The sequence below is a fragment of the Streptomyces sp. P5F9 genome (assembly GCF_057961495.1).
Map to the genome: position 1 here is coordinate 1 of NZ_JBXVPZ010000543.1, position 6,017 is coordinate 6,017.

General features: G+C 70.4%; 6 protein-coding genes. 2 read left to right on the forward strand and 4 right to left on the reverse strand.

The features are described 5' to 3' along the window. On the forward strand, positions 1-414 hold a 414-nt coding region (locus AC31A1_RS45035; protein ID WP_489658868.1), incomplete at its 5' end, for a class I SAM-dependent methyltransferase. A 2-nt stretch (positions 415-416) separates the two neighbouring features. On the opposite strand, the gene AC31A1_RS45040 is transcribed toward AC31A1_RS45035, so the two are convergent. After that, on the reverse strand, positions 417-1,061 hold the full coding sequence (locus tag AC31A1_RS45040) for a response regulator transcription factor (protein ID WP_489658872.1): 645 nt from the start codon (positions 1,059-1,061) through the stop codon (positions 417-419). A gap of 366 nt (positions 1,062-1,427) precedes the next feature. On the opposite strand from AC31A1_RS45040, the gene AC31A1_RS45045 reads away from it, so the two are divergent. Beyond that, a complete protein-coding gene (locus tag AC31A1_RS45045) occupies positions 1,428-2,990 on the forward strand; it encodes an alpha-L-arabinofuranosidase B (protein WP_489658869.1) in 1,563 nt (520 codons plus the stop codon). Here the strand turns inward: AC31A1_RS45045 and AC31A1_RS45050 are convergent. From AC31A1_RS45050 to AC31A1_RS45060, 3 genes are read right to left on the reverse strand one after another with little or no spacing between them, the layout of a single operon-like run. After that, the gene (locus tag AC31A1_RS45050; protein ID WP_489658870.1) at positions 2,968-4,260 is read right to left on the reverse strand and encodes a sensor histidine kinase; all 1,293 of its coding nucleotides are present in this window, start codon (positions 4,258-4,260) and stop codon (positions 2,968-2,970) included. The two genes, AC31A1_RS45045 and AC31A1_RS45050, sit on opposite strands and share 23 nt — an antisense overlap. A 17-nt stretch (positions 4,261-4,277) precedes the next feature. Further along, entirely contained in the window at positions 4,278-4,994 is a 717-nt protein-coding gene (locus tag AC31A1_RS45055) for an ABC transporter permease (protein ID WP_489658871.1), read from the reverse strand. Beyond that, the gene (locus AC31A1_RS45060; RefSeq protein WP_489658873.1) at positions 4,994-5,875 is read right to left on the reverse strand and encodes an ABC transporter ATP-binding protein; all 882 of its coding nucleotides are present in this window, start codon (positions 5,873-5,875) and stop codon (positions 4,994-4,996) included. Before AC31A1_RS45060 ends, AC31A1_RS45055 begins: the two co-directional genes overlap by 1 nt. Between the last annotated feature and the right edge of the window lie 142 nt (positions 5,876-6,017).

A 6,017-nucleotide genomic window follows, 5' to 3' on the forward strand; every position in this document is an offset into this window, starting at 1 on the left:
GAGGGGGAGGCCCCCCAGGTTCGCTTTCACTGCGGGGACGCCTTCGCCCTCGCCGGTACCCAACTCCCCGGCCCCTACGACCTCGTCTACGACTCCGGCTGTTTTCACCATCTGCCCCCGCACCGGCGCATCAGCTACCTCGCCCTGCTGGACCAAGTCCTCGCCCCCGGCGGCCACTTCGCGCTCACGTGCTTCGCCGCCGGTGGGATGGGTTCCGAGCTGCCCGATGCGGAGCTGTACCGCGGCTCCGGGCTTCAGGGCGGGTTGGCCTACACGCCTGATGAACTGCGGTGGATATTCGGGGAGTTGGAGGTGGTCGAGCTGCGTCGGATGCGGGATGAGCCGGACGCGTCGTCCAGCTTCGGGGAGGACTTCCTCTGGACGGCGTTGTTCCGCCGGGGGACCGGAGCGTAGGGCTACCTCTCCTCTGCGATCGGCAAAACAGGAACCCGCAACCGCATGGCCTCCATGCGGTTGCGGGTTCCTGTTTTGCCGATCGCAGAGGAGAGGTAGTTGCGGACGGTGGACTCGGAGAGGTGGAGCTTCGTGGCGATGTCGGAGACCGTCGCGCCGTCCACCGAGGCCTTGAGGACGTCGCACTCGCGGGCGGTGAGTGGATTGGGGCCCGCGCTCAGCGCGGCGGCGGCGAGCGCCGGGTCGATGACCGTCTCGCCGGTGAGGGCGCGGCGGATCGCGGCGGCGAGGTCCTCCACCGGGCCGTCCTTCACCAGGAAGCCGGCCGCGCCCGCCTCCATCGCCCGGCGCAGATAACCGGGGCGGCCGAAGGTCGTGAGGATCAACACCCGGCAGTCCGGGGCCTGTTCGCGGAGTTCGGCGGCGGCGTCCAGGCCGCTCATGCCGGGGAGTTCGATGTCGAGGAGGGCGACGTCGGGGCGGTGGGTGAGGGCCGCGTCCACGATCGTGTCACCCCTTCCGACCTGGGCGACGACCTCCAGGTCCGCCTCCATGCCGAGCAGCAGGGCGAGGGCGCCGCGCATCATGCCCTGGTCCTCGGCGAGCAGCACTCTGACGGACTTGGCGGGCCGGTGGTCCCGGGGCATCTCATCCACGGGGCAAGAGTAAGGCCCGGGGAGACCCGGGGCGGTTGTCAAAAACTCTTCATTGTTCGCGTCCGCGAGTCTTGACGGTCCCGGGCTGCGGGCAAACAATCGCCTCGGCATTCTGCAATCACCTCGGAATTTCCGGATGCCGGGCCGATTTCGGAAACCTTTCGACAAACTCTCGACGGTTCGACATTTCGATCGCGAATGGGTTCGGTATATCGATCGAACGAGGTTCGGTATATCGACCAACCGCTCGCGCCGCAACTCCAAGCACCCCGCCCCACCCGCGCTTCACCTCCGAACAGCCCGCTCCACCCGCACTGACCACCCGCACCGCCCTACCCGCAACAGAAGAGGTGCACCGTGTTCCTGAGATTCCTCCGCACCCGGCCGCGCCGGCTGAGAAACGCCACCCTCGCCGCGCTGTCCGCCCTCGTGACCGTCCTCGCGCTGGCCGTCGGCGTGCCGCAGGCGTCGGCCGCCACCTCGCTGCCGTGCGACATCTACGCCACCGCCGGCACGCCCTGCGTCGCCGCGCACAGTCTCGTCAGGGCGCTCTACTCGTCGTACAACGGCTCGCTGTACCAAGTGCGGCGGGCCTCCGACAGCGCCACCGCGAACATCGGCCTGCTGGCGGCCGGCGGGTATGCCAACGCGGCGGCGCAGGACTCGTTCTGTGCCGGTACGACCTGCGTCATCACCAAGATCTACGACCAGTCCGCGCGCCACAACGACCTCACGATCGAGGGCGCGGGCGGGGCCGGTGTCGCCGATGTCGGGGCGCCCGCGGACGCGCTGCCGGTGACCGCCGGCGGGCATCAGGTCTACGGCCTGGAGATCTCGGCCGGCATGGGCTACCGCGACAACTCCACCTCGGGCGTGGCGACCAACGGTGCCGCCGAGGGGATGTACATGGTGACGTCCGGCACCCACGTCAACGGCAGCTGCTGCTTCGACTACGGCAACGCGGAGACCAACAACCAGGACACCGGCAACGGTCACATGGACGCGATCAACTTCGGTACGGAGTGCTGGTTCTCGCCCTGCTACGGCGGGGGTCCCTGGGTGCAGGCCGACCTGGAGAACGGGCTGTTCCAGTCGGACTCCGGGTACAGCAAGAACACGGCGAACACCGGCACCGGGGCGATACCGTTCGTCACCGCTTTGCTGAAGAACAACGGTCAGAACCATTTCGCGCTGAAATCCGGAAACGCGCAGTCGGGGAGTCTCACGACCTCCTATTCCGGGGGTGAACCCACCACGAGCGGTTACTCGCCCATGCATCAGGAAGGCGCGATCGTCCTGGGTACCGGCGGGGACAACAGCAACGGCTCCATCGGTTCGTTCTTCGAGGGCGTCATGACCGCCGGCATCCCGACCGACGCCGCCGACAACTCCGTACAGGCGAACATCGTGTCCGTCGGCTACGGCGGCTCGACCGGCACCACCGGGACGCTGGCGGCCGGTTCGGAGATCTCGCTGCGCGCGACCACCTCGTGCTGCACCGGCGACTACATCCGCCACCAGAACAACGCGGCGGTCCTCTCGGCCATCACGTCCAGCAGCGCGGCGCTCGACAAGGGCGACGCCACCTGGATCGTCCGCAGGGGACTCGCCGACAGCTCCTGCTACTCGTTCGAGTCACGGAACTATCCGGGCGACTTCCTGCGGCACTACAACTACCAGCTCTACCGCCAACCCATGGTCGGGACAACGCAGTTCAGACAGGACGCCACGTTCTGTGCCTCGACCGGCAAGAGCGGCACGGGCACCTCGTTCGCGTCGTACAACTACCCGACCAGATATCTCCGGCACTACAACTACAACGTCTACATCGCGAGCGACGGCGGCTCCAACGCCTTCGACAGCGCCACCTCGTGGACGGACGACGTGAGCTGGGCCGTCACGGCTCCCTGGGCGCCGTAGACCCAGAAGCAGTCACGACGGATGGCGTCAACTCCACTGCCTCCACCGGGAGTTCGGCGGTGACCGTGAAGCCGCCGCGTGGTGACGGGCCGGCCCGCAAGGAGCCGCCCGCCACCGCGAGGCGTTCCGTCAGGCCCTTCAGACCGGTCCCGCCGATGCCCTCGGCGGGGCCGGTCGCAGGGGAGCCCCCGTCCCCGGGACCGTCGTCCGCGATCGTCAGGCGGACGCGGTCCAGGACCCCGTCGAACGTGATCTCGCACCGGGTCGCGCCGCTGTGCCGTACGACATTGGTGACCGCCTCGCGGACCACCCAGCCCAGCAGGGCCTCGTTCTGTGGGGTCAGGAGTGGGCCTGATCGGCGGACGACCGGGTCGATGTCGGCGGCGGACAGGGCGGAGCGGGCGCGGTCCAGCTCGGTGGCGAGGCTGCCCTCGCGGTAACCGGTGACCGCCTCGCGGATCTCGGTGAGCGCCTGCCGGCCCACGGCCTCGATGTCGGTGATCTGGCCGAGCGCGGCCTCCATGTCGCGGGGTGCGAGGCGCCGGGCCGCCTCCGACTTCACGACGATCACCGAGAGGGTGTGCCCGAGCAGGTCGTGCAGATCGCGGGAGAACCGCATCCGCTCCTTCTCGACCGCGCGGCGGGCCAACTCCTCGCGGGCGGCGCGCAGTTCGCGTACGGCCTCGGAGAGGGAGAGGATCGCCGCGGTCACCATCGTCGACAGGAACGTGCCGTAGGCGATGTTGATGGCGTCCGTGCCCGCTCGGATGCCGGAGACGGCACCCGCCAGCGCGGCCAGCGCGATGCCGGTCTTGCCGAGCCACGGGCCGCGCAGTACGGCGCCGGTGGCGAGGCCGAGCAGCGGGAAGAAGTACAGCCAGCTGCCGCCGTAGCCCGCGGCCAGGCCGCAGGTGATCACGCACATCACGCCGAGCGCCACCCGGGTCGAGACCGACTCGCGCTTGTCCTTCACGAAGGCGCGGAACACGACGTAGATGTAGAGGGAGTTGAAGGCGAGCAGGCCCAGGCCGCCGATCCAGGGGTTGGCGGTCTTGCCCTGGAGGAGGTTGGAGAAGGAGCCCATTCCCATCAGCAGCCACGGCAGCAGCGCGAAGCCGGTGGGCGGCGGTCCGGGCTGGTCGGGCATCTTCGCGCCGGTCCTGCGGGCCTCCTTCTGGGCGGCCTTGAACCGCTCCATGTCGGCCTTCCAGTCGGCCCGCGCCGCCCGCCAGGCGCGTACCTGGCAGGTGATCCCTCGCATCCAGGACATCTCTCTCGCTCCCCCGGTCACACGGTCCGCCCGGTCCGGCGGTACGCCAGCACAGCGTACGAACCGAACGCGAGCAGCCAAGCGGTCAGCACCACGATCGCGGCGAGTGCCGGGGCGTGCCCGTCGGCGACGGAGGTGCCGAGCTCGGCGAAGCGGTTGGTCGGGGTGTAGTGGGAGACCGCGCGCAGCCAGCCGGGGAAGAGGCTGATCGGGAACCACAGGCCGCCGATCACCGCGAGCCCCAGGTTGCAGGCCATGTTGGCGACGCCGGTGGTCTGGGAGGTGAGCCCGTAGCCGTTGCCGAGACCGAGCAGGGTGAAGGGGATCGAGCCGAGCCACAGCAGCAGCGCGATCGCCGCCCACTGCCAGGCGTCCAGCCGTACGCCGTTCACCAGACCGCCCGCCGCGAGCACCGCGACGATCGCGGGCAGCACGGTCACCGAACCGGTCAGCGCCCGGCCGAGCACGACCTGGCGCGGGGTCATCGGCGTCACCCGCAACTGCCGCAGCCAGCCGATCGCCCGGTCCTCGGCGACCCCGCCACCGGTGTTGAGCGCGGAGCCGACCGCGCCGTAGGCGGCCATGCCGACCATCGCCGTGGCCTTGTAGCCGCTGTCGTCACCGCCGAGGTTCGTGAACAGCAGGTACATCATCACGGGCATCGCGATACCGCCGATCACGAAGCCGATGTCGCGCAGGGTCCGGCGTACTTCGAGGCGCAGGTAGTCGAGCATCACACCGTCTCCAATTCGTGTGTCGTCAGGGCCAGGAACGCGTCGTCCAGGGACGCCGGCGTGACCTCCAGGCCGCGGATCGCGTTGCGCGCGGCGAGGGCGATCACGGTCGCGTCCGAGTCGTCGGTGCGCAACAGGGCGCGGTCGCCGCGGACTTCGAGGGACCGTACGCCGGGCAGCAGGGCCAGGTCGTCGGTGGCGCGGCCGGCCAGGTCGAAGGAGACGAGACTGCCGCCGGCCGCCCGCTTGAGCTGTTCGCCGGTGCCGTCCGCGACGATCCGGCCGCGGTCGATGACGACGATCCGGTCGGCGTGCGCGTCCGCCTCCTCCAGATAGTGCGTGGAGAACAGCACGGTGTGCCCGCGCCGGGCGAAGGCCCGCATCGACTGCCAGAACGCGTGCCGCGCCTCCACGTCCAGCGCCGCGGTCGGCTCGTCGAGCACGATCAGCGACGGGTTCCCGGCCAGCGCTACGGCGAACCGCACGCGCTGTGTCTGCCCGCCCGACAGCCGGTCCACCCGCCGCCCGGCCAGCTCACCGATACCGGCCAGCTCCAGGGCCTGCGCGACGGGCATCGGCTTCGGATAACGCCGGGCGACGAAGGCGACCAGCTCGCCGACGGTGACCCGGGGCACCGCCCGGGCCTCCTGGAGCATCGCCCCGACCAGGCCGTTCCGTACGGCCGACTCCGGGGCGGCGCCGAAGAGTTCGACCGTGCCGGCGTCGGGCGCGTTCAGCCCGAGCAGCAGGGAGATCGTCGTCGACTTGCCCGCGCCGTTGCGGCCGAGCAGCGCGACCGTCTCGCCGCGCCCGATCTCCAGGTCCACACCGTCCACGGCACGCACCGCGCCGAAGGACTTGACCGCCCCCGCGAAGGACACGGCCCGCTCTGTCCGGCCCGCGGTCCCGCTTGCGGCCCGGCCCGCGGTCCCGCTTGCCGATCGCTCCGCCGCCTCGTCTGCCGTCCGGCCCGCGGTCCTGCTCGCCGATCGCCCCGCCGCCTGGCCCGCGGTCCCGCTCGCC